Raw genomic sequence first — 20,349 nt, 5'->3', positions numbered from 1 at the left:
GAGAGTAAAAAGTCGGCTCGCACCGCAACCTCCTTTTGACGAATAGATAACCCGCTATGTGCGGATGAGAGAGGACTCGTGCCTTACTGCAGCCTGAAGCCGGAGACGTCTGGCCTCGCGAACCCGGTGGCTAGCGCAAGGACTTCCGTCAAGTGCGCTGCCTGGGAGCGATGCAACTGAAAGGACAATTCCGCTCCTCCAGGCAAGCGGAACGTAAAGATCAGATAAGGTGCACCGCCCGCATCCTTGCCTAGTGCCCATGCTTCGCAAGGCATCGCGAACTTCACGTTTTTCTTCTTGTGGCGGATACGCTCCGACGAGCCGATGGCATTTGAAAGCGCCGCAAGCAGCTCGTGCATGACTGAACAGTGCAAGTCGATGCGATCAGACCCGTTACATTTCAGCGTCAGATATTGACCGTCTTCTGTCAGTTCGAAATCACGGACCGAATTGATCGCAAACGCGAGCGGTGATGACATGGAGGCACTCCTTTGAGACAGATATCGAGCGTAGTACGACTTCACTCGTATGGCGTTACATACGGATTACTAACTATTTCTTCCAGACCAGTAAACTTCGAAAGCTGTTTCCATCTGAGACCTCACTTCGCGATCAGCGCTCGAAAAGCGGGGTTTGAACCCTCTTCCCGTCACGTGATACTTATTTGCGTGGGACGTACCTGTCTGCTTATGGTCAGGTCTCGTTCAGCAAGTTGCAGGGAGAACGGAAAAGGGGCGGCTGCCGCCCTGGCACCGCTACTTCTACCGGAACTGGGAACTGCGCCGGCGCCAGCGCGCTGCGGCGCCGCCAGAGGCGCCTCGCTCGCGTGCTCGTGGACGTCCGCACCTGATGGGGATATTTGGCTTAAACGGCCAGACACTGCAACTTATTCCATCTTCTCGTGCAAGCGTCATTGCGGCGAATGCATCGAGGCAGTGGCGCGCCAGGCTATGAGGACGCTCGGCGCTACAAAAATATGGCAGTGGTTTCTGAAACGCGTGGCTGTGTTCGCGGCGCTGATTGCTCGAGAGCATCGATTTTGAAGAAATCGTCCCGTGCGGATGGACGCGCGGCACATTCGCCCCGCGTAACCCCAGCGACGATTTCCGGTAGTTGCGTCTACGTGCCCTACGTGCGGCGGAATACCGACGCTATGATCCGCAGGGACACATGCTCAGTTCAGGCGCTTCAACTCACCGTCGTCCGCATACCAGTCGACAGTCCTGCCGCTCGTATTGACCGTTACCGCGCGTGGCTCGGTGAACTGGTCGAACGATTCGATACCCGTCTCGCGCCCGACGCCGCTGTTCTTGAAACCGCCCCACGGTGAAGCCGGGTCGAGCCGGTGGTGATCGTTGACCCACACCATGCCGAATTCGAGCTTGCTCGCGACGCGGTGCGCACGCGCGACATCCTGTGTCCAAACTGATGCGGCGAGTCCGAACTGTGTGTCGTTCGCGATGCGGATCGCGTCCGCTTCGTCGTCGAACGGCATGACTACGGTCACAGGGCCGAACACTTCGTCCTGACCGATTTCCGATTTCGGATCGACGTCGTACAGTACGGTCGGCTCGATGAAGAAGCCCTCCTCCAAGCCGGCTGGCACACCACCGCCGGTCAGCACTTTGGCGCCCGCGGCCTTCGCGCGTTCGAGCATCGCGAGAATACGCTGGCGCGAGCGAGCGGAGATGACTGGACCTAGCTGCGTCTTCACATCGGCCGGATCGCCGACGCGAATCCCCGCCACCTTCGTATTGAAACGTTCGAGAAACTGCGCATAAATCGACTTCTGCACGAGAATGCGCGCGCCGCATACGCAGGTCTGCCCTGCACCGATGAACGCGGCAAATGCCGCGCCATTCACCGCGCGCTCCATGTCGAAGTCGTCGAACAGCATCACCGCGCCCTTGCCGCCGAGTTCGAGTGTCGTCAACGCGAAGTTGCGGGCAGCGGCTTCGCCGATGGAACGCCCTACATCTGTGCCGCCCGTGAACACGATCTTGCGGACCAGCGGATGTTTCGCCAACGCAGCGCCCGCCTCACGTCCTTCGCCGTTGACGACATTGATGACGCCCTTCGGCACGCCTGCTTCATTCAGCAGACGCACGAGCCGCACCGTGGTGAGCGGCGTCTGTTCCGATGCCTTGATTACGACGCTGTTGCCCGTAGCGAGCGCCGGCGCGAGACTTTTCGACAGGATCATCAACGGATGATTGAATGACGTCATCAGCGCGACGACACCGAGCGGCACACGCTGCGTGTAGCACAGGTAAGGACCTTCTACTGGAATCACATCACTGCGCCGGGTCAGCGCGAGCGCTGCGAAATAGCGGTAAAACTGTGGCAAACGTGAAATCTGTGCCCGCGTTTCCGAGATCGGTCGACCGTTGTTCAGCGTTTCGAGCTTGTAGAACTGTTCAAGGTCCGCTTCGAAAAGATCGGCGAAGCGGTTCAGCACTCGAGCGCGCTGCTGGATCGACAGGTCTCGCCATGCCCCGCCTTCGAACGCGCGATGACCCGCGCGCACCGCGCGATCCACATCCTGTTCGGATGCCGCCGCCAGCGCGCCGATCACTTCGCCCGTCGCCGGGTCGACGATGTCGAGCGTGTGGCCGTGCTCGGCGTCCGTCCATTCACCGTCGATGAAAAGCTGTGCGTCCAGATATTGTGAGTTGACTGTATCCATAGAGGGATTCTCCGTGATTACTTGAGCGGCGAAGCGTGCGGGTCGGTACGCATCGCTTCGCTACCAGGGGTGTCGGTTGGTTGAAGGTCTTCGAGACGCCGGCCGGTTGGCTCGACCCCAAGCCACGCGACTACCACGATCTGGATCGCGAGCAGCCCGACCATCAGCGCCAGCACACCAACAATGCCGTGCTGCGCGAACAATGCGACGACGATAAACGGTGTAACGATCGTCGCACCGCGCCCGAGCGTGTTGCAGATACCCGACGCGCGCAGACGCACTTCCGTCGGAAAGAGCTCCGGCACATAGATGGCGAACAGCAGCGCGACCAGCACGTAGATTGGAATCGTCAGCAGGAGGCCGACGACGGGCAACAGTAGCGGATGACTGACGAACGGATAGATCACGCCGAACACGATTGCGACGAGCGACGCACCGATGATGGTCGGCTTGCGGCCCCACGCGTCCGCTGTGAGCGCACCGATGGCCGAGCCGATCGGCGCGCCAAGCGACATCACGAGCGCAAAGCTGAACGACCTCGCGATGCTGAAGCCCTGACGCACGAAGAACGTCGGCAGCCAGGTCACGAAGCCGTACAGCAGCGTGTTGACGACAACGAGCGTCACGCAGCCGACTATCATCCGTTGCAGCATGGTGCCGCTGAACAGTGAGCCGAATGAAAGCGCCACGGCCGGCGCTGCCGATGGCTTGGCGATGACGGCGGGCGGCAATGGCTCGCCTGCACGCGTCGCGACAACTTCGGCTTCGATGCGTTTCAGGATCGCGTCAGCTTCCTCATGCCGGCCAACCGAATCGAGCCAGCGCGGCGATTCCGGCAGCGACTTGCGCATGTACCACACACCCAGCGCGCCGAAGCCACCGAGCACAAACATCGCCCGCCATCCGAACGCCGGAATCAGCAGCAAGCCAATCAAGCCCGCGACAGGCAGCCCTGACACGACGAAGACGGCCATCAGCCCTTGCAGCTTGCCGCGCTTTTGCGGCGGCACGAATTCGGCCAGCGTCGAGTAGCCGACCACGTTTTCCGCGCCGAGCCCGAGACCCATCACGAAGCGGCACGCGATCAGCATGCTCATGCTCGGCGCAAGCGCCGCACCGAGCGAGGCGAGTCCGAACACCGCGAGATTGGCCTGATACGTGAAGCGGCGGCCGAAGCGGTCGCCGAGAAAACCGGTGCCGAGCGAACCCAGCATCATGCCGAGAAAGGTCATCGACACGAATAGCGCGTTCTGGCCGAGTGTCGAGAAGCCGGTCTTCAGCGTCGCGCCGAGGACGGTCGACGCGACGTAGATGTCGAAGCCATCGAAGAACATGCCGATGCCGATCAGCCACATGATGCGCCGATGGAATGCTGACATCGGCAAACGATCCAGCCTCGGCCCTGCGTTGACATTCATGTCTGCCTCCTGTCGACCCGAGTTGGCGTGTCGACCGGCGTTGCGCTTTGGCGCTTACTCCGGTTTCCATGCCTTACTCGGGTTTCATGCAAGATGCTTACTGCCGGCGAGCCCTGGATCGCGAGCCGTACCGCGATGACTTCGCGCGCGCCGACGTGTGACTACTAGGCTGCCCTCAGCGGTCCTGCATCAGACGCAGGCTGGTGACGGTCAGCATGTCGGTCGCGCCGCGGAAGTTCTGTTCGATCGGACTTTCCTCGGCTGCCTGAAAGAACATCTTGCATTGACGCGCGCCGGCGTCGTCGAGTGCAAGAATGCGTTCGGCCAACGCGTCGGCGTCGGCGCGCAATGCATCGGGTTCGCAGACACGCGTGATCAAGCCGGCCTCCAAAGCGATGGCGGGCGTCAACGGATCGCCGAACAGCACCATCGGAAACAGCGCCTTCGGCAATGCGTAGCGGCCCACATAGGCCATGATCGCGGCCGGCGGCAGCCCCTTGCGCATCTCGGGAAACGCCAGCGAAGCGCGCGACGAAACCAGCGTGAAATCGCACAGGATCGCAAGACCGAAGCCGAAGCCGAGCGCGTCGCCCTGTACCTGCGCAATCGAGATCATCGACGTGGCACGCACGAGGCGCTTCAACTCGATCAGCCGCGCGACTTCCGCGCGGATCGATACGGCGTCGCGACCTGCGCGCTCGCGCCCCGTGCAAAAGCTGTCACCATTCGCGCTTATGCGCAGCACGCGGGCGCTCGGAGCGGCGACTTCGCTGCGCAACGCGGCCGTCATCGCGTCGAACATCGGACCGGATATCTCGTTACCCGCGTCCGGACGATTCAGCGTGAAGCTCAATACGTCGCCGGCGCGCTCGATCAAAACGGGCTGCAATAGTGGACCGCGATCCATGGCATCTCCTGTTGTATAATCTGTATACAGCGTATTCACTGAATCACGAGGTGTCAATGCCTTCCAGCAAAACCGCGGTCAAGACGACCGCTGCGGCCGCCGTTTCAAAGCCTGCAAAAAGCGCGCATTCGCTCGACAAAATTGCGAGCAAGTACCACTCGCGGATGCGCACGGTCGATGCGTCGAGCGATTCGTTGAGCGAAGGCGTAGTCGTGCCGGCGTTGCGCGAGGCGATTGTCGAGGGCGTGCTGGCACCGGGCAGCCGCCTCTCCGAAGTGCAGGTCGCGAAACAGTTGAACGTTAGCCGCACGCCAATGCGTGAGGCATTCGCGCAGCTCGAACGTGAGGGATTGGTGACGGTGCTGCCGCGCGTTGGCGCGTATGTGCGCGCGGTCACGCTGCGCGATGTCGAGGAGATTTACACCGTGCGCGCAGCGCTCGAATGTCTCGCGGTGCAACTCGCGTCGGAGCGCATCACCGCGCTTGGCTCCGCGCAACTTGACGACGTGATCGAAGCGATGCGTATGAGCGTCGATGCCGACGATCCCGCCGGTTATGTCGATGCGCTAGACCGCTTTTACGCGATTGTCATGACGATCGCCGACAACCGCACCTTGCAGGAAAGCCACGCTGGACTGATTGGTCCGGTGCGCCGATTGCGGCGCATCGCCATGGCGCGCGGCGGCCGTATGCAGGCGTCTTTCAGTCAGACAGTCAGAATTCGCGACGCGATCGTGAATCAACTGCCGAACGTGCAGGACCTGATGCGCGAACAGCTTGACGGCGCTTGTCGCGCAGCCCTGGATGTGTTGAACGACGCTGGTGACTCTTCGGACAAGAATTGATCTGACCGCGCCTTTTGGCCCGTGGGGAATCTGTGTGGGCTTGCGCGCAAGCCCACACAACCATCAATGCGACTCAAACGGCGTGCGAGCAGAGGCCATCTAAAAGCTGTCGTGGTTACCGTAGGCGTTCTTTGTCGCCTGACTCAAGCGATTCCTTCAACGCCATCAACCCCTCCTCGTAGATGCCGTGAAAAAGCTGGGCGACCTCTTCATCACTGACGCCAACCGGCGAAAAACTTCCGGACCATGTCACCAGTGATGAAGCGCTACCTGCGACTTCCTGCACGCTGATAGTGGCCAGGTAGTCGCTTGCCGGAAACGGTGCTTCCACAATCGAATAGCTGTACGAGCGCGCCTTCTCGTCGAACGCTTCGAGGCGTTCAATGATCACCTGCCCGTCAGCGGTCTTCAGGTGCCGAACCCGCCCGCCTTCACTCAACTCGCTGCCAGGGACGAACGGCAGCCAGTCAGGCAGGGAGTTGAAGCCGCCAATCAGTTGCCAAACGCGGGCGGCGGTTGCCGGGACTTCGAGCGATACCGAGGTATGTGCCATGTCAGGCTCCTGTATGAGTGGATGGCAACGGAGCGTCGGCGGCGACGAGCTGCTGCTCGCGCATCTCCTGCCAGAAAGCGGCAGGGATTTTCTCCGACAAGGCGGCAAAGTCTTCGGCGATGCGCTCAGGTTTGCTGGCGCCAGGAATGACCGCCGCGACGGCAGGATTGGCCAGCGAAAACTGCAGCGCCGCAGCCTTGACGCTCACCTGATGGCGTTGCGCGAGGGTCCTGATGCGCTCGACCTTCGCGAGAATTTCCGGCGATGCCTTCTGGTATTCGAAGTGCGTGCCGCCGGCGAGCACCCCAGAGCTGTACGGGCCGCCGACGACAATATCTACATTCTTCCGGGCAGCCGCCGGCATCAGGCGCTGCAGCGCGCGTTCATGGTCAAGCAGCGTGTACCGGCCGGCGAGCAGGAAGCCGTCGGGCTGCGCTTCAGTGAGGTCGAGCGTCAGTTCACACGGCTCCACGCGGTTCACACCCAGCCCCCACGCCTTGATGACACCTTCTTCGCGAAGCCGGCTCAGCACGCGAAACGCACCCTTGCGTGCGGTTTCAAACTGCGCAAGCCATTCGTCGCCGTAAAAATCCTGGGCAATATCGTGTACCCAGACAATGTCGAGACGGTCGGTGTTCAGGCGCTTGAGGCTATCTTCTATCGAGCGGAGCGTAGCGTCCGCCGTATAGTCGTTGACGAGTTTGTTCGGGCGGCCGAACTCGAAAAGCCCTCCTTTCTCGCCGAGGTCGCGCGCAGCGGGCTCTTCGATTTCATCGAGAACAAGCCGGCCCACCTTCGTGCTCAGCACGTAATCGTCACGATTGTGCTTCTGCAGAGCTGCGCCCAGACGGATTTCGGCGAGCCCAGCGCCATAAAACGGCGCCGTGTCGAAGTAGCGCACGCCCTGTTCCCATGCCGCGTCGACGGTCGCCTGCGCTTGTGCCTCGGGGATATTGCGATACATGTTGCCTAACGGTGCTGTGCCGAAGCCCAGCACGCCTTGCAGCTTCTCTCTGATGCTCATCTCGAACCTCTTGTTCATGAAAGTGAAGCCAGTTTAGGTTGCGGCGGCCAGTCCGTCCAAGACATAATTGGACAATCTTGCGTCCCATGAGGTCTTAAGTGCTGGATATCCGTCAACTTCAATATTTCGTCGCGGTCGCCGAGGAGGAACACGTCGGCCGAGCGGCCGAGCGGCTGCATATCTCGCAGTCGCCGCTTAGCCGGCAAATCGCTCAGCTGGAGGAACGCCTTGGCCTGACGCTCTTCGAGCGTAGCCAGCAGCGCATTCGGCTCACATCCGACGGCCGCACGTTTCTTCAGGAGACACGTGCGCTGCTGACGCATGCGAACCGCCTGGAGTCGCTTGCGCGTCGATTGGGCCGCGGTGATGAGGGAGGGCTGTGCATCGGCTATCTGGAAAACGCAATGCATTCGGGTGTGTTGTCCGACGCCCTTCGCACCTTGCGAAAAGACCGGCCTGCAGTGCATATCGCGCTCTACAACCTGCCGTCGTCCGAGCAGTTGGAGGGACTGCGCCAACGCAGTCTCGATGTCGCACTGGTCTGTGAGCCGCCGCTCAAGGACGACCCGGACCTCGACTGCGCGCAACTCCTGAGCGACCCGATGCTGCTTGCGGTTCCCGATTCGCATCCGCTGGCCACAACGCCGAAGCTCACTCCTGCCGCACTTGGGAAGCTCGACTGGATTGCCGTGCTGCATAAGGAGAACGTGCTCAACCACGACACCTTTGTCGCGGCCTGCGCGCGCGCCGGATTTACGCCGGCTATCTCGATGGAGGCAACGGAGCCTTTGACGGCATTAGGGCTGGTGGCGGCCGGTCTCGGGGCCGCGATGATTCAACGGAGCCTTCGTCATCAGGCCCCCGCGGGCGTCGTGTTACGAGAAGTGCCCTGGTTCACCTATCGCACTCCGTTATGGGCGGCATGGCACAGGATAAATTTGCGCCCGCTCGTCGAGATTTTCAGAATGACTCTGGTCACGAACGTGAGAGCGCTGAGTGAACAGGATTCCGGGCGATAGCGCTTCCTGTCTCTGCAACGTTGACACGGGAGCGCCGGCCAGACAGCTACAAAGAATCGATAACCGCCTCCCGATACACGCTACGCGGTCGCGGCGAACCCCGGCAAGAGGCGCCCCGCGATTATCCGCATTCATCTGTCGAAACGTTTTCTGCCCGATAGCCGAACCGGCGTGCGGCAGAGTGGATAGGCAAAAGAGTCACGTCGCAGAATCGCGCGACGAAACTGATTGACTTCCCGGCATTCCCCCGTACAATGGGTTTTGTTGCAGCGCAGCAATTTGCTTTGACACTTTCGGCGCGCGGTTTTGTTTTCACTCAGAGCCCCTCGCACTCTTGCCGCCTTACCCTTACGGAGCAGTGATGAGCACTCTTATTCCCCAACAATTGGTTGCCGCCCAGCAGTCCAGCCTGGAAACCCTTTTTGGCCTGACGAACAAGGCATTTGAAGGCTTCGAAAAGCTGGTCGCGTTGAATTTGCAAGTTGGCAAAGCGACGCTCGCCGAAAATCAGGAAATCGTCGCCAAAGCCCTCTCGGCCGGCAACCCGGGTGCGCTGTTCGCACTGCAAGCAAGCCTCTCGCAGCCGGTGGCGGAAAAGGTAGTCGCATACGGCCGCCAGGTTCATGAAATCGTGTCCGGCGTTCAGAGCGAAATCTCCGCCGCCGCGACAGCGCATGGCCAACAGGTCCAACGAGACGCACAAGGTTTCGTCGAGAGCCTCCAGAAGAACGCGCCGGCAGGAAGCGAATCCGCCGTTGCCGCGTGGAACTCGGTTCTCTCGGCAGCGAACGCGACCTATGAATCGGCCAACAAGGCTGCAAAGCAGTTCGTGTCGACGGTGTCTGCCGTTCAGTAAGACTGCTCGTCTCTCTGAGACTTTTTGCGTCTACAAATGCGAACTTCGGTTCGCATTTCTTCTTCTGGAACCGGATGTATTGAGAAGCGTCGAACCAAGACGTCGCGGCGAGACAAAGCACTTCAAGCAAGGACGAAATGAACGGACACACTGCAATGGACGACCGATTTGATCGACGACAACTGCTGCTTCACCTGGGCGACATTCTCGCCGCTTTGAACTGTTTGTCCGGCACGAATGAACCGGACGCGTCGGTGGCGCATCTTGTGCAGAAACATGCTTCATTGCGGGACTTCGCGTTCCTTACGGCCTTGGCGCCGAAAATGACGGTGGCAGAATTCAGCACACGCGCCGCCCGCTCGTTTTTCCCGTGGCCAACGGAGTTGCTTGAGGCAGAACTCAACCGTGACGCATTGGCGTCAACCGTTCAGCAGAACCTTTTTGACGGCAACCCCGACGGCTGGAACGCGTACGTCGGCTACGTCCAGAAGAAAGTAAAGTGGTTCGGCACCGGACTTTCGAATAGTAATAAAGATGCTCTGGCTGAACCGTCGCACGATGCCGCGAATGCGGTGGGTTCGGTCGAGGCTCCGGTCATGGCCGTGCCGGCCGCGGAAGCAGAGGTGCCCAACGATAAGAGAGGTTGGCCCTGGCCCGAACCGAGATCGACGTCGTGACGCGTCCAGTTCGTGGCCAATACTTTCAGGTCAAGATTTCCGAGCACACAAACTCGGGTTGCAAAATCCATTCGGCTCGATCCTGAAGCCGGCCGACGCTTCGCCTATCTAAAGACCTCCCCTACAGGACACGCCCGGTCCTTAAAGGATGAAGGGGACCCGGCCAGCCCGACCAAGGCCGCCGGTCCCTATCTCGCCGCGAGCAAACAGTACCGTCAGTTGGTGACTCGCGCGCCGTCAGTTGGTTTTTAGCTGCCCCCGAAAAAGACGTTGCATTGCGGGTCCACCCTGCACGGCCTGGCATGTTTCGCACCGCTTTGGACTCTGGTATCAGGCGTGCCGCCATAGGCCTCCATCCCCGCACCGGGCGAAGAATCAGTCTGAGTCGCGACGTTCTGCTGTGGTGCAGGTTGTGCCGCATCGGGCGTGTTTTGCGCATGCGCAAAACCGACCATGGCAAGCAACCCGAAAGCAGAAGCAACCATCAATCGTAATTTCATGTTGGCTCCTTAATCCAGTTTAAGTTTTCCATCCATTGATTCGTTATTCGCGTGTCCCGCGGTTTAAATCCATACAGGATGTGCGGATGCGAAGCTATCTTCGAATCCGCGGGCCAATCGCCCGATGCAAAAGTTTCGGGTAATCGGGAAAAGGATACGAAGCGCAGTGCGCCGAGCGAAGGTCTGTGGGCGCAAGAAGGCGTGCGAACAGGCAACGTCAATGGATTTCATGGACCCATCGACACCTAATAGTCGCCCCTGCAAATAAGTTATAGGGCGCAGAAAGTCGAAACGAAAGCGAATGTTTAAACCGATGCCCGCGCACAACGCGGAAACGGCTTTTCGTGGCGGATTAAGAAAGGAGACCGCTTCGTTGGAGAGCGGCAAGCGCTTCAGCGGCAATCCCTGCTTGCAGTCGTTAGGATGCCAGACGCATGCGACATGTCAGCACTGTGGTTGCGCAAAATAAGACCGGTGCCTGTCATCAAGGGTCGTGAAAGTTTTGCCACTCTGCCTGCAACAGTGTTTTCAGAAATCGCACATCGACGCCACATTTCCTCGACGGGATACTTGCCACATCCGAATTGTCTGGTAGCGGGGCGCGTCGGCGAGGCAAGACGACACGAGACCGATGCGAGGCTGGAACATCGAAGGGGAAACCGACATGGATGAGCAAAAACGCCAAAGCATGATTGCATACCTGCGTCGCAAGATGACGAAGGTTGGTATCAAGGTGGGTGACCTCGCGGCGGCAATTGCCGAAGACAGGGCGCGGCAAAAGTCGGCACGATACCGTAGCGCTTTCGGCGACACCTGGGATGGCAAAGGCGAGATGCCGCAGTGGTTGAAGCAAGCCACAAGTGCTGGGCAGTCATTGGCGCACTTTGCCGTTGAAAAAACGTCGACTTCGGCTAGCCGTTTACGTCCTGCCATTGACTGGAGTCGGGACCCGTTCGCCGGCACGAGGCTGGCCACAGTTCGGCCGTCGTAAGCTGATATCTAGTTGCTGTGCCACGCGCGCTGTTCGACCACGTGACCTCGTAGTCAAAGGGCTGTCGCGGCCGAGTCAGCTTACCAAGCGTATTAACTCATGCCGCTTCGACAAAGCAGACGATCGTTCAGTTGGGCAGTTCTCCCTTTAGTCGGCTGCCGTCGGGCGCCGGCGACGTGCGTCCAGTTCAGCCACCGGTTCAAGCTGTCGCAGACGTGTCGAACACGGATGCGTCGCTCCTGGCGTTCAATGCGAATGTCCGTGGCCTCCGCCACCGCCCCAGTAGCGGCCGCCGCCCATACCTTGCCCGTGGTATCCGTGGCCACCCCAGCTGCCATGACCGCCCCAACCGCCTCGATATCCGTGCCCCCAGTAGCCGTGGTGGCCCCAGTAGCCATATCGGCCGCCTCCATAACAGCAACCGCCCCAATAGCCGAAGCTCAGTGACACCGATGGTCCCCACCACGCGGGCGAGCCGTAGTACGGATACGGATACGGATACGGGTACGGGTACGCGACCGGGTAATACGCAGGCGCGACGAAGACGGGCACGGCTGGTGCGGCATAGGTATTCGTCGATGCAATCGCATCCGACGTAACCGCGCCAGTTGCCGCTGCGTCGGCCACCGAGAACGGATATTGCTGCTGGTCGGCCGGCGCCGGCACAGTGCCGTACGGAACGTAGCCATAGGGCACGTAATAGTAGCAACCGGACAAGGCTGCGGACAGGACCGCCAACGCAACGGCGCCGCCCGCGCGCGACGTTGCATCCAGCGTTTTCATGACGTGCTCCAAGGTCTGACGCGACGCAGCACGCTGCGTCACGCCTTTAATACAGTCAGCTTACTCCAGAATACGGGATGCCTCTGCGCCTCAGGGTTCAAGGAGACCACGCATCGGATCCGGGGCGGTGGGCCCCGTCGCGAAGGGTCGGCGATTCACCAGTAGTCGCGGCGGACGGGACCCACGCTGGGCGAACGATGTTCGCTCCTCGATTCATGAGCGCGTCTATCCGGTTAGACTTGTTTCACCTCAACGCTCGAAAGGTCCACGACATGCCGAATAGCTCGGAAATCAAGGCTCTTCTGTTCGACGTCTTCGGGACGGTTGTCGATTGGAGAAGTGGTGTCGCTCGCGATGCCGGTCAGTTTCTCAGCCGCCATGCCGTGCCGATTGACGCATTTGAGTTTGCGGACGCGTGGCGACGCCAATACGCGCCCGCAATGGAGGAGATACGGAGCGGGCGGCGTCAGTTCGTCCGGCTTGACGTATTGCACAGGGAAAACCTGGTCAAAGTCATGACCGACTATGGCGTCGACGTCCGTTCAATTTCCACCGAAGAACTCGATGAACTGAATCACGCCTGGCATCGCCTCGACCCGTGGCCTGATTCCGTCGAAGGGTTGCTGAGACTCAAGCGCCGCTTCATGATCGCCCCGCTCTCGAACGGAAACATCAGGCTGATGATGGATATGGCGAAACGGGCCGCGCTTCCGTGGGACGCCATTCTCGGAGCTGAAGTCGTTCGGGCGTACAAGCCGTCGCCACAGGTCTACGTCGACACCGTCGAAATCCTTGGTTTGAAGCCTGCGGAAGTTTGCATGGTTGCAGCTCATAACGGCGACCTGGCGGCGGCACGTCAGTGTGGCTTGAAGACGGCCTTCGTCGTGCGGCCAGTCGAACACGGTCCCGGCCAACGGAGCGACCTGCATGCCGAACAGACCTGGGACTTCGTAGCAGCGGATATGAACGACCTGGCTACGAAGCTCGGCTGCCCCACGTAGCACTTCGGATGCCCGCGATGGCATCGTCCTTCTCTTCGCATCCAAAGCTCCGGTCCCAAAGCTCGTCGCCGATATTGGTAACCGAGCCGCCCGACCATTGCGCTCGCGCCTTGAGGGACAGGTTGGGGTCATCCTGCGGCCGACGGCTCGGGAACACCGCTTGCGCGCATCTGGAGTACCTTTTTTTGAAGGAGGTGAATCATGGGCTCAATCAACCCGCAAGGTGACACCCGGCGCGGAGCCGACATCGTCGGCAGTGGTATGGGCGAGGGTCCGGGGCCGGACATCATGGCCGCAGCGACGCTCGACGGGAACAAGGTCATGTCCTCTGATGGCGAACACGTTGGAAAAATTTCAGACATCATGCTCGACGTCAGGAACGGACGCATTGCCTACGCAGTACTTTCCGAGGGCGGCTTCCTCGGAATGGGCTCTAACCTACATGCCATCCCGTGGAGTGCATTGACTCTCGATACGGACGAGAAGTGCTTCGTCGTCGACATCTCCGCACAGCGCCTGAAGGACGAGCCGGGTTTCGACAAGGACCACTGGCCGTCGATGGCAGACGCGAAGTGGGGAGAGTCGACGTACAGCTACTACAATCGCCAGCCGTACTGGGCCGCGACCCATGAAGTGGTGGAAAACGATCCTGCCATCAGACCGAGCGAGCACTGAACAACACCAACGGGTAAGCCGTGCCAGGCAGACGGCTAATCTGTCGCTCTAGCTGGCGCTTACGCCACCGCGTCTCACTGCGGTGCGCGTAAGCGCATCGAATAAGCATCGACGTCAGACCGGATTCAACGCAGGCCGCTCATCCAGCACAGCGGCGACATTGTCGAGTGCCGTGAAACCCATCTGGTCACGGGTCTCGATCGTGGCGCTGGCCATATGGGGCGTCAGGAACACGTTGTCGAGTCCCGCGAACCGCCTGTCGATATTGGGCTCGTTCCGGTACACGTCCAACCCTGCACCGAACAGATGCCCCGAAGTCAGCGCTTCGTAGAGCGCGTCTTCGTCCACCAGTCCGCCACGGGCCGCGTTGACAAAAACCGCGCCGGTGGGCAGAAGCCCAAACTCTTTTTTCGTCATCAACGGGACGCCGCCACCCGGCACGTGCAGCGTCAGCACCTGGCAGTGCGGCAACATTTCCTCGAGGCTGGTGTAAAACGTCGCGCCGTTTTCCAGCGACGCAGCCGCACGGTTGATGTCCGTATAGATCACGCGCATGCCGAAACCCTGCGCACGCTTCGCGACCGCGCGTCCGATACGCCCGAAGCCGACGATGCCGAGCGTCTTGCCATTCACACGCGCACCCAGCATCTCGGTCATCCCGAATGATTTGCCCCATCCGTTGCGCATGATTCGTTCGTATTCCGACGCGCGGCGGCAGGCCGCCAGCACGAGCAGCATGGAAAAATCGGCCGTGCATTCGGTCAACGCGTCGGGTGCGTTCGTGACGATGATGCCCCTCTCGCGCGCGGCAGCCACGTCCATGTGATCGAAGCCCGCGCTGGCGTTCGCAATGATCTTGACTGTCGAAGGCAGCGCGGCAATGTGCTCGGCTTGCAAACCGGACTTCTTTCCGATCAGCACAGCCGGCGTTTCGTGTTTCTTGCAAAAGTCGACAACAGACCACGCGTCCATATCGGAATCGGTCACGAAGGCATGGAATTCGGCCTCCGCACGATTCGCCACGGCTGTGGGAACCTTTCGCGCAATCAACAGCCTGGTGCGGTTATTTTCCGGCATGGTTTTTCCTTGGGGTAGACAGACGTCGAGAGACTACGAAACCGCGGACCGGACCGTCAATGTTGATTGGATGAATCAACTCATCGGAAAACTCTTCGGAAACGATTGCCCCCTTTATTCGTCCCGGCGCATTTCGCGCGTTGCGATTCGCTTCTTCCATGCCTGTTCCCTCGCGCTACCGGCAACGCGCGCATCAGGAAAACCCTGGTGCGCGCCCCATCGGCAAGGCGCCCAGATGTTGATTCAGTGAATCAAGATTGCTCGACGCATGACGCGAATGCAAATCTCCTTCCCGTGTTCAACTGAACTGTCGAGAGGAAGTGAAATGCCTGCATCGAAGAAATTTGCCGCCGTGACCGGCGCCGGCTCCGGCATCGGCCGCGCCGCCGCCGTGGCGCTTGCCAACGCGGGATTCGCCGTCGCGTTGATCGGACGCAGAGCCGAGCCGCTGCTGGAAACGAAGGAGACAATCGGCATTGCCGGCGGAGAAGCGCAGGTATTCCAAGCCGACGTTGCCGACGCAGCATCGGTCGAGCAGGCGTTTTCGCACCTTGCCGAGGCATTCGGCCGGCTCGACGTGCTCTTCAACAACGCAGGCCGCAACGCGGGTGCCGTCCCGTTGGAAGACTACGAGACCGATTTCTGGAACGATGTCGTGGCCACCAATCTGACCGGCGTCTTTCTGTGCGCTCGTGCCGCTTATCGCTTGATGAAAGCGCAGTCTCCTCAAGGCGGACGAATCATCAACAACGGATCGATCTCCGCTCACTCGCCGAGGCCGAATACCATCGCCTATACGGCAACAAAACATGCCGTGACCGGCATCACCAAATCGATCGCGCTGGACGGACGTGCATTCAACATCGCCTGCGGCCAGATCGATATTGGCAACGCAGCCACACCGCTCACGGAACGCATGAACCGCGGCGTACTGCAAGCGGACGGACGCATGACGCCCGAAGCGAGAATGGATGTGACGCACGTCGCGAATGCGGTCGTGCATATGGCCAGTCTTCCGCTCGAAGCCAATGTTCTCAACATGACCATCATGGCGACCGCCATGCCGTTCGTCGGCCGCGGATAGATCGGCCTTACGCCAAACATAAAAAGAACAACCGGCCAATGCTAGGGAGACACCGATGAAAGTCGTAGAGGAACAAACATTGCCGGCGCGAAATGCGGCTTATGCGGATACCGCCAAACGCTCCAGGGTCCGGTACGTCGTGCTCTCGATGTTGCTCGTGGCGACCATCCTCAATTACGTGGACCGGTCGGCCCTGGGCATCGTTGCACCGGGCCTCTCGAAGGGCCTGGCGCTCAACAAGATGCAGATGGGAGAGCTGTTTGCGGCATTCGGCCTGGCCTATTCCATTGCGCTCGTGCCCGGCGGCGTGCTGACCGACATTCTCGGCTCGCGCGTTGCCTATGCCCTGTCTCTCGTCGGCTGGTCATTCGCCACGCTGACGCAAGGCCTCGCGACCGGCTATCACATGCTGCTCGGATCGCGGCTCGCAATCGGCGCGCTGGAGGCGCCGGCTTTCCCTTCGAACGCGCGCGCCGTGACGTTGTGGTTTCCCGCCGGGGAGCGTGGCTTCGCAACCAGCGTCTATGTCATGGGGCAATACATTGGGACGCCCTTGTTTACCGGCTTGTTGCTGTGGATCTCCGCCGCGTACGGCTGGCGTACGGTCTTTTACGTCACGGGCGGCTTCGGCATTCTGTTCAGTCTTCTCTGGTACCGGGTTTATCGCGACCCGCTTCAACACTCGCGCGTGAATGCGGCCGAACTGAAATACATCAATGAAGGCGCCACGGCGGCGCGCAAGCCCCGCGAGAAGTTCGATTGGCGCATGGCGCTCAAACTGCTCAGCTATCGGCAAGTTCTCGCCATTTGCCTCGGGAAGTTCTGCAATAACACCCTGCTGGTCTTCTTCACCACGTGGTTCATGACCTATCTGATCGAAGCGCGTCACATGTCGATGATCAAGGTCGGGATCTTCCAGGCGCTTCCTTTTATCGGCGCGACGCTCGGCATTCTCGTGGCCGGCTTCCTCTCGGACTTCTTCATCCGGCGTGGGGTGTCGCTGTCCACTGCGCGCAAGGCGCCGCTCATCATCGGCACCTTGTTGGGCGCGTCGATTGTGTTCGTCAATTTCGTCGAGTCGAACGAATTGGTGATCGCCATCCTGACTATCGCGTTCTTCGCGCAGGGCGTGGGCTCGATGTCGTGGGCCGCCGTTTCCGAAATCGCGCCTCGCCAGTACGTGGGACTGACCAGCAGCATCACCAGCCTGGCGGCCAACATCGCGGCCGTCACCACTCCGCTCATGATCGGCTACATCACCCAGCACACCGGTCACTTCTACTGGGCCCTCAACCTGATGGGCGCGATATGCCTGCTCGGCACGCTCTCCTACTCCGTGTTGCTGGGGAAGCTTTCCCGCATCGAACTGTGACGCTTTTGACTATCCGGTGAAATCGTATGATTGAATTCAAGTGGGATCATCTGCAACTGTGCTCGGCCGACGCCGAAGCCACCGCCGCGTGGTTTGCGCGCTGCCTGAACGCTGAAATCGTGCGCCGCCCGGGGCGAGTGGATTTGCGCATCGGCAGCATCAACCTCTTCATCACATCACTGGCTAGCGCCCAGATCGCTCGCCCTCACAGCGAGCGGAAACAGGGCATCGATCATTTCGGCGTGATCGTGGACGATCTCGATGCCGCGTTCGAGCATCTGTTGCGCTGCGACGCGGAAATCGTCGAGCCGATCAAGCAGGTCCGCCCCGGCGTCAGAGCCTGCTTCGTGCGATCGCCGGGAGACATTCTCGTCGAGATCCTGGAGCGACGCCCCGCCGAGATGACTTTTACCTGAAAAAACGTCAATATTGACGCTCGACCGGTTGCGCTCGCCTGCACGGCGCGATCCGCATCGCAAGGGCTCTGCTGCCCGTTCCACCGCCTCACCTTGCCTGCCATCCCATGCGAAACTGGATCACTCTGACTGAAGCGGCTCGACAACTCGGAGTGCAAGCGCAGACTATCTATGCGTACGTCAGTCGAGGCAACATCGCGGTCATGCCGGACCCGCATGACCCGCGCAAGAGCCTCTATCGTGCGGAAGACGTGGCCGGCCTGTGCCGCAAAAAACAGGTTGGACGCAAACGCGAGGCGCTCGCCGCCGGGACCATATTCGGCGCCGAGCCTTGCATTTACAGCGGCATCACCACCTTCTCAAAAGGTCGAGCGTATTACCGGGGGCGGGATAGCATCCGGCTTTCGGACACGGCGACGCTCGAAGACGTGGCGGCCATTCTCTGGAATGCGCGCGCGCCCGTCTCCTTCGAAACCGGCGGCCTGCCGCTGCAGGGCGGCGAGCGCGGCCGGCAATGCGCGTTCACTTCGCTGGCGGCGCTCGCGGCCTGCGGGCACTCGACCCTCGGACGCACCGACAGCGCATTGCATGTCGAGGCCGGCCGGCTCGTGGCGCTCATCGCGCAAGCGTTCGGTGCGCGCTGTGATGCGAATGCACCAACGACGCATGAACGGCTCGCCCTCGGTTGGGGCCAGGACCGCGACGGCGCCGAACTCATCCGCCGCGCCATGGTCCTAGTGGCCGACCACGAGACGACGAGTTCGGCGTTTGCCGCCAGAATTACCGCCTCCACCGGCGCATCCCTGCCGGGATGCCTGCTCACGGGGCTCGCGACTCTCTCCGGTCCGCTGCATGGCGATGCGTCAGGACGCGTGAGGGCCGTGTTCGACGACGTCGGAAGACTCGGTGCGGAGCACGTCGTCGTCCATCATTTGCAGTCGGCCACTCCCATTCCGGGGTTCGGGCATCATCTCTATCCGGACGGTGATGCGCGGGCCGCCGCGTTGCTCGAGGTGTTGAATCCGCCGCAAGAACTCACGTCGTTCATCAACAAGGTGGTCGAGCTGACCGGCCTCAAGCCGAATATCGACATTGCGCTGGCCGCCTTGGCGGCGCAGCTGAAATTGCCACGCGATGCGTCGTTCGCGCTGTTCGCAACGGCCCGAAGCGTGGGTTTGCTCGCGCATTGCATCGAGCAGCTCCGGGTGGGCAAAGTCATACGGCCACGCGGCCGCTATACCGGGCGCGCACTGGAAGACGCCAGCCCCGCTCTGCCCGCGGAAGGCGGCGAGAAGACGCTCGATCCAGCCACGCTCGACAAGAATCGGGTGTTCAAGGTGGTTGAGCGCTGAGGAGTCATACAGCCCGATCTCCGCTGAAACGGAAAACTTTCGACGCCATCTGTCGATTTTGCGCGCACTCGTTCGTCGTAGTGTTGAAGGCGCCGAATGCCTTCCGACATAAACCGGGACTCATCGTTTGGACAGGAGAAACGAAATGCGCGTAATGGTCATGGTCAAAGCGACCGCCGAATCCGAAGCAGGTCAAATGCCCAGCACGGAACTCATCGCGGCGATGGGCCGATATAACGAAGAACTGGTCAAGGCCGGGATCATGCTCGGCGGCGACGGACTCAAACCGAGTTCGAAGGGCGTGCGCGTGAGATTTTCCGGCAAGGACCGGACCGTCGTCGACGGCCCGTTTGCCGAAACCAAGGAGCTGATCGCGGGCTACTGGATCTGGCAGGTGCAATCAATGGACGAAGCGATCGAATGGGTACGCCGCTGCCCGAACCCGATGCCAAGCGAGTCGGAAATCGAAATTCGCCCGTTCTTCGAGGCCGCGGACTTTGGCGAGGCGTTCACGCCCGAGCTTCAGGAAAACGAAGAGCGCCTGCGCCAGCAAATTGAATCCAATCAAGGCAAAAAATAAGGAAACACTCCGCGCGCCCGATCGTTGCCGCCTTCCGTCACACGCCTTCGACGAGGACGGCGCGGTAACGCGCGCCCTTGAACCGGTGCTGCACGACCTCCTGATAGGCCGGGCTGTCGTACCACGCACGCGCGGCCGCCGTCGACGGAAATTCGGCGATTACGACGCCCTCTGGCGCGTCGCCCTCAAGAACCTGCTGAGGTCCGTATGCGGCGAGAAGCTTGACGGGATGACCCTTGAAGGTCTCGCCCACCTTGCTTTGATAAATGTCGAGCTCACTCTGATCCTGCGTGCTTTCTTTTGTGAAGACGATGTAAGTCGCCATAAGGTACGCTCCTGAGGTGATGTGAAGATGCGCACGATGATCCTTGCGAGCGTATTGGACCTCGATACGCAGCGTCGGCGCATAGTCGAACTTGCATCCTCCATTCTAACGCCGCGATCGCTATCCCACTGTCGTAGCATGAATCGCCTTGACGACCTCATCGGTGAAGCGGGTGTCACCCACTTCGATGTCTGCGGACAATCGCGCT

Annotated in this window: 23 protein-coding genes; 13 read left to right on the top strand and 10 right to left on the bottom strand. The window is 60.6% G+C overall.

Translation table 11 applies throughout. The features are described 5' to 3' along the window. Nucleotides 1-83 precede the first annotated feature (83 nt). The 4 genes from P0D96_RS03470 to P0D96_RS03455 all read right to left on the bottom strand — a co-directional run bounded on the left by P0D96_RS03470 (nt 84) and on the right by P0D96_RS03455 (nt 5,011). A complete protein-coding gene (locus P0D96_RS03470) occupies nt 84-479 on the bottom strand; it encodes a hypothetical protein (RefSeq protein ID WP_132378416.1) in 396 nt (131 codons plus the stop codon). 695 nt (nt 480-1,174) lie between these two features. Next, a complete protein-coding gene (locus P0D96_RS03465; protein ID WP_408290349.1) occupies nt 1,175-2,686 on the bottom strand; it encodes an aldehyde dehydrogenase in 1,512 nt (503 codons plus the stop codon). Between the two features lie 17 nt (nt 2,687-2,703). Further along, nucleotides 2,704-4,104 (bottom strand): MFS transporter, encoded by a 1,401-nt coding sequence (locus P0D96_RS03460; protein ID WP_408290347.1) that lies wholly within the window; start codon nt 4,102-4,104, stop codon nt 2,704-2,706. 175 nt (nt 4,105-4,279) lie between these two features. After that, nucleotides 4,280-5,011: an enoyl-CoA hydratase/isomerase family protein gene (locus P0D96_RS03455; protein WP_132378422.1), complete on the bottom strand. Its 732-nt coding sequence runs from the start codon at nt 5,009-5,011 to the stop codon at nt 4,280-4,282. Between the two features lie 56 nt (nt 5,012-5,067). Here P0D96_RS03455 and P0D96_RS03450 point away from each other — a divergent pair, with 56 nt between their 5' ends. Continuing rightward, nucleotides 5,068-5,856 carry a GntR family transcriptional regulator gene (locus P0D96_RS03450; RefSeq protein WP_408311729.1) on the top strand — a complete coding sequence of 263 codons (789 nt, stop codon included), beginning with the start codon at nt 5,068-5,070 and terminating at the stop codon, nt 5,854-5,856. A gap of 115 nt (nt 5,857-5,971) precedes the next feature. Here P0D96_RS03450 and P0D96_RS03445 read toward each other — a convergent pair whose 3' ends face one another. Together P0D96_RS03445 and P0D96_RS03440 are read right to left on the bottom strand one after the other, a co-directional pair. Then, nucleotides 5,972-6,409 (bottom strand): SRPBCC family protein, encoded by a 438-nt coding sequence (locus P0D96_RS03445; RefSeq protein WP_408175349.1) that lies wholly within the window; start codon nt 6,407-6,409, stop codon nt 5,972-5,974. A 1-nt stretch (nt 6,410) separates the two neighbouring features. Next, nucleotides 6,411-7,433 carry an aldo/keto reductase gene (locus tag P0D96_RS03440; RefSeq protein WP_408175350.1) on the bottom strand — a complete coding sequence of 341 codons (1,023 nt, stop codon included), beginning with the start codon at nt 7,431-7,433 and terminating at the stop codon, nt 6,411-6,413. Between the two features lie 98 nt (nt 7,434-7,531). On the opposite strand from P0D96_RS03440, the gene P0D96_RS03435 reads away from it, so the two are divergent. From P0D96_RS03435 to P0D96_RS03425, 3 genes are all read left to right on the top strand, one after another. Next, nucleotides 7,532-8,452, top strand: coding sequence for a LysR family transcriptional regulator (locus tag P0D96_RS03435; protein ID WP_132378430.1), 921 nt, complete (start codon nt 7,532-7,534; stop codon nt 8,450-8,452). Nucleotides 8,453-8,813: 361 nt separating this feature from the next. After that, nucleotides 8,814-9,308, top strand: coding sequence for a phasin family protein (locus tag P0D96_RS03430; RefSeq protein ID WP_132379438.1), 495 nt, complete (start codon nt 8,814-8,816; stop codon nt 9,306-9,308). Between the two features lie 155 nt (nt 9,309-9,463). Beyond that, a complete protein-coding gene (locus tag P0D96_RS03425) occupies nt 9,464-9,985 on the top strand; it encodes a hypothetical protein (protein ID WP_408175353.1) in 522 nt (173 codons plus the stop codon). Nucleotides 9,986-10,233: 248 nt separating this feature from the next. Here the strand turns inward: P0D96_RS03425 and P0D96_RS03420 are convergent, their stop codons facing one another. Beyond that, nucleotides 10,234-10,485, bottom strand: coding sequence for a hypothetical protein (locus P0D96_RS03420; RefSeq protein WP_132378434.1), 252 nt, complete (start codon nt 10,483-10,485; stop codon nt 10,234-10,236). Between the two features lie 664 nt (nt 10,486-11,149). Here P0D96_RS03420 and P0D96_RS03415 point away from each other — a divergent pair. Continuing rightward, entirely contained in the window at nt 11,150-11,476 is a 327-nt protein-coding gene (locus P0D96_RS03415) for an H-NS family nucleoid-associated regulatory protein (protein ID WP_132378436.1), read from the top strand. A 246-nt stretch (nt 11,477-11,722) separates the two neighbouring features. Here P0D96_RS03415 and P0D96_RS03410 read toward each other — a convergent pair whose 3' ends face one another. Beyond that, nucleotides 11,723-12,259: a hypothetical protein gene (locus P0D96_RS03410; protein WP_408175354.1), complete on the bottom strand. Its 537-nt coding sequence runs from the start codon at nt 12,257-12,259 to the stop codon at nt 11,723-11,725. A gap of 272 nt (nt 12,260-12,531) precedes the next feature. On the opposite strand from P0D96_RS03410, the gene P0D96_RS03405 reads away from it, so the two are divergent. Both P0D96_RS03405 and P0D96_RS03400 read left to right on the top strand, forming a co-directional pair. After that, nucleotides 12,532-13,260, top strand: coding sequence for a haloacid dehalogenase type II (locus P0D96_RS03405; protein WP_408290413.1), 729 nt, complete (start codon nt 12,532-12,534; stop codon nt 13,258-13,260). A gap of 201 nt (nt 13,261-13,461) precedes the next feature. Then, entirely contained in the window at nt 13,462-13,935 is a 474-nt protein-coding gene (locus P0D96_RS03400; RefSeq protein WP_132378442.1) for a PRC-barrel domain-containing protein, read from the top strand. 114 nt (nt 13,936-14,049) lie between these two features. On the opposite strand, the gene P0D96_RS03395 is transcribed toward P0D96_RS03400, so the two are convergent. Beyond that, complete coding sequence (locus P0D96_RS03395) at nt 14,050-15,012, bottom strand: 2-hydroxyacid dehydrogenase (protein WP_408175356.1); 963 nt, start codon at nt 15,010-15,012, stop codon at nt 14,050-14,052. A gap of 325 nt (nt 15,013-15,337) precedes the next feature. Here P0D96_RS03395 and P0D96_RS03390 point away from each other — a divergent pair, with 325 nt between their 5' ends. The 5 genes from P0D96_RS03390 to P0D96_RS03370 all read left to right on the top strand — a co-directional run bounded on the left by P0D96_RS03390 (nt 15,338) and on the right by P0D96_RS03370 (nt 19,816). Beyond that, the gene (locus tag P0D96_RS03390; RefSeq protein ID WP_408311721.1) at nt 15,338-16,096 is read left to right on the top strand and encodes an SDR family oxidoreductase; all 759 of its coding nucleotides are present in this window, start codon (nt 15,338-15,340) and stop codon (nt 16,094-16,096) included. Between the two features lie 55 nt (nt 16,097-16,151). Beyond that, complete coding sequence (locus P0D96_RS03385) at nt 16,152-17,468, top strand: MFS transporter (RefSeq protein ID WP_408311718.1); 1,317 nt, start codon at nt 16,152-16,154, stop codon at nt 17,466-17,468. 26 nt (nt 17,469-17,494) lie between these two features. Beyond that, nucleotides 17,495-17,884 (top strand): VOC family protein, encoded by a 390-nt coding sequence (locus P0D96_RS03380; protein WP_408175359.1) that lies wholly within the window; start codon nt 17,495-17,497, stop codon nt 17,882-17,884. A 107-nt stretch (nt 17,885-17,991) separates the two neighbouring features. Then, the gene (locus tag P0D96_RS03375) at nt 17,992-19,236 is read left to right on the top strand and encodes a citrate/2-methylcitrate synthase (protein WP_408290326.1); all 1,245 of its coding nucleotides are present in this window, start codon (nt 17,992-17,994) and stop codon (nt 19,234-19,236) included. Between the two features lie 145 nt (nt 19,237-19,381). Beyond that, nucleotides 19,382-19,816: a YciI family protein gene (locus P0D96_RS03370; protein ID WP_132378444.1), complete on the top strand. Its 435-nt coding sequence runs from the start codon at nt 19,382-19,384 to the stop codon at nt 19,814-19,816. Nucleotides 19,817-19,853: 37 nt separating this feature from the next. Here the strand turns inward: P0D96_RS03370 and P0D96_RS03365 are convergent, their stop codons facing one another. After that, a complete protein-coding gene (locus tag P0D96_RS03365; protein ID WP_132378446.1) occupies nt 19,854-20,141 on the bottom strand; it encodes a DUF1330 domain-containing protein in 288 nt (95 codons plus the stop codon). 27 nt (nt 20,142-20,168) lie between these two features. Between P0D96_RS03365 and P0D96_RS03360 the strand changes: the two genes are divergently transcribed. Then, on the top strand, nt 20,169-20,349 hold a 181-nt coding region (locus P0D96_RS03360), incomplete at its 3' end, for a hypothetical protein (protein WP_408311715.1).

The sequence above is a fragment of the Paraburkholderia sp. RL17-347-BIC-D genome, assembly GCF_046027915.1.
In the GTDB taxonomy this organism is placed as follows: Bacteria; Pseudomonadota; Gammaproteobacteria; order Burkholderiales; family Burkholderiaceae; genus Paraburkholderia.
Note: the sequence above shows the minus strand (reverse complement) of the source record. Positions and strands in the feature narration are given on the sequence as shown.

Bases quoted from the DNA above. Each gene is read 5' to 3' on its own strand.
- P0D96_RS03400 (WP_132378442.1), top strand. From the start codon at position 13,462: ATGGGCTCAATCAACCCGCAAGGTGACACCCGGCGCGGAGCCGACATC.
- P0D96_RS03430 (WP_132379438.1), top strand. From the start codon at position 8,814: ATGAGCACTCTTATTCCCCAACAATTGGTTGCCGCCCAGCAGTCCAGC.
- P0D96_RS03405 (WP_408290413.1), top strand. From the start codon at position 12,532: ATGCCGAATAGCTCGGAAATCAAGGCTCTTCTGTTCGACGTCTTCGGG.
- P0D96_RS03375 (WP_408290326.1), top strand. From the start codon at position 17,992: ATGCGAAACTGGATCACTCTGACTGAAGCGGCTCGACAACTCGGAGTG.
- P0D96_RS03455 (WP_132378422.1), bottom strand. From the start codon at position 5,011: ATGGATCGCGGTCCACTATTGCAGCCCGTTTTGATCGAGCGCGCCGGC.
- P0D96_RS03445 (WP_408175349.1), bottom strand. From the start codon at position 6,409: ATGGCACATACCTCGGTATCGCTCGAAGTCCCGGCAACCGCCGCCCGC.
- P0D96_RS03440 (WP_408175350.1), bottom strand. From the start codon at position 7,433: ATGAGCATCAGAGAGAAGCTGCAAGGCGTGCTGGGCTTCGGCACAGCA.
- P0D96_RS03425 (WP_408175353.1), top strand. From the start codon at position 9,464: ATGGACGACCGATTTGATCGACGACAACTGCTGCTTCACCTGGGCGAC.
- P0D96_RS03385 (WP_408311718.1), top strand. From the start codon at position 16,152: ATGAAAGTCGTAGAGGAACAAACATTGCCGGCGCGAAATGCGGCTTAT.
- P0D96_RS03470 (WP_132378416.1), bottom strand. From the start codon at position 479: ATGTCATCACCGCTCGCGTTTGCGATCAATTCGGTCCGTGATTTCGAA.
- P0D96_RS03380 (WP_408175359.1), top strand. From the start codon at position 17,495: ATGATTGAATTCAAGTGGGATCATCTGCAACTGTGCTCGGCCGACGCC.
- P0D96_RS03390 (WP_408311721.1), top strand. From the start codon at position 15,338: ATGCCTGCATCGAAGAAATTTGCCGCCGTGACCGGCGCCGGCTCCGGC.
- P0D96_RS03420 (WP_132378434.1), bottom strand. From the start codon at position 10,485: ATGAAATTACGATTGATGGTTGCTTCTGCTTTCGGGTTGCTTGCCATG.
- P0D96_RS03465 (WP_408290349.1), bottom strand. From the start codon at position 2,686: ATGGATACAGTCAACTCACAATATCTGGACGCACAGCTTTTCATCGAC.
- P0D96_RS03450 (WP_408311729.1), top strand. From the start codon at position 5,068: ATGCCTTCCAGCAAAACCGCGGTCAAGACGACCGCTGCGGCCGCCGTT.
- P0D96_RS03370 (WP_132378444.1), top strand. From the start codon at position 19,382: ATGCGCGTAATGGTCATGGTCAAAGCGACCGCCGAATCCGAAGCAGGT.
- P0D96_RS03395 (WP_408175356.1), bottom strand. From the start codon at position 15,012: ATGCCGGAAAATAACCGCACCAGGCTGTTGATTGCGCGAAAGGTTCCC.
- P0D96_RS03460 (WP_408290347.1), bottom strand. From the start codon at position 4,104: ATGAATGTCAACGCAGGGCCGAGGCTGGATCGTTTGCCGATGTCAGCA.
- P0D96_RS03415 (WP_132378436.1), top strand. From the start codon at position 11,150: ATGGATGAGCAAAAACGCCAAAGCATGATTGCATACCTGCGTCGCAAG.
- P0D96_RS03410 (WP_408175354.1), bottom strand. From the start codon at position 12,259: ATGAAAACGCTGGATGCAACGTCGCGCGCGGGCGGCGCCGTTGCGTTG.
- P0D96_RS03365 (WP_132378446.1), bottom strand. From the start codon at position 20,141: ATGGCGACTTACATCGTCTTCACAAAAGAAAGCACGCAGGATCAGAGT.